This is a genomic window from Streptococcus sp. E24BD, assembly GCF_041807825.1.
GTDB classification, from domain to species: Bacteria; Bacillota; Bacilli; order Lactobacillales; family Streptococcaceae; genus Streptococcus; species Streptococcus entericus.
Genome location: NZ_JBGTZB010000073.1, coordinates 1 through 1,260 on the forward strand (window position 1 = coordinate 1; position 1,260 = coordinate 1,260).

The window sequence follows — 1,260 nt, forward strand, 5'->3', positions numbered from 1 at the left end:
AATGACCACTATGATAGCCTGACGGCTGATACCAATGAAACACACTTGGTCATGCCGATTAAAAGTCTAATTAACGATAGCTACTGTCGAGACATTTCAACCAAAGTTCGAAGCACTCAAAAAGCTAAACGACAAAAGGGCGAGTTTATTGGAGCTTTTGCCCCTTATGGCTATCGCAAAGATGTCAAGCAACGGAATCATCTAGTGGTTGATGAGAATGTACGCCCTACTATTGAGAAAATCTTTGCTCTTAAACTAGAGGGATATTCGTCAAACGCTATCGCAGGCTTTCTCAACCAGGCAGGGATAGAAACTCCGTTGCAACGTAAAAAAGCCTATCAGGAAAAGATTAAAGGCTTTTATGGCCATCGCTACAAGTGGGATACGAAAATGGTCAATCGTATTTTGACAAATCGTGTCTATACTGGTAGTTTGGAACAGGGGAAGCAAACCAAAATCAATTACAAGTCACAAAAGTCTGTGGCTGTGAATCCAGCAGATTGGGTACGGGTTGATGATACACATGAGGGGATTATCTCCAAGAGCACTTTTGAAGTAGCTAATAACCTCTTACTTAGAGATGTCAAACATGGGAAGATGTTACCTGACCTCTTTGCAGGGTTATTGTTCTGTGGTGATTGTCAGTCGCAGCTGTTGCAGCGAAAACTCCATTACAAGGACAAAGAGACTGTTCAGTATATTTGTAGCACTTATAATAACGGACGAGGCTGTAGTCGCCATGCGATTAAGCAAGATATGTTACTTGACTTGGTTTCGACACTCATCTATCAACACCTTGACTGGAAGTCTTATCTGATTAAAGCAGTTCCTGATTATTTGAACCAAGAACAGTTTTTGGAAGTTGATTTTACTTCTTTGCTTGCGAATCGCAAGAAGTATGAACAGTTGCTCCAGTCTTTGTATTTAGATTTAGACGATGGCCTAATCAATGATACAGAATACCGAGAGTTTCAGCGAAGCTATCGCCAGAAGTTAAAGAAAATTGAAGATACTATCATTCAAAAGAGAGAGTTAGCCCAAACCTTGTATGATAAACTCCAGGATAAGAAAAAGTGGCTAGACCAGTTGAGTGAGATGCAAAAAAACAAAGAAGTCAATCGTATCACTCTAGTTACCTTACTTGACCGAATTGTCGTTCACGAAAATCAGGAGTTGACCCTGGTGTTTCATAATATGGCAGAATTAGAAATCCTCCAACAGTTATCTCAAAAAGTGACGGAGGTGGTCTAATGGCACGTA

1 protein-coding gene is annotated in these 1,260 nt (G+C 40.4%); it reads left to right on the top strand.

All coding sequences use genetic code 11. From position 1 onward, the window contains the following. Window positions 1-1,251 (top strand): recombinase family protein (locus ACERC5_RS10090; protein ID WP_373660673.1); only part of this gene is annotated, 1,251 nt, incomplete at its 5' end. Window positions 1,252-1,260 lie beyond the last annotated feature (9 nt).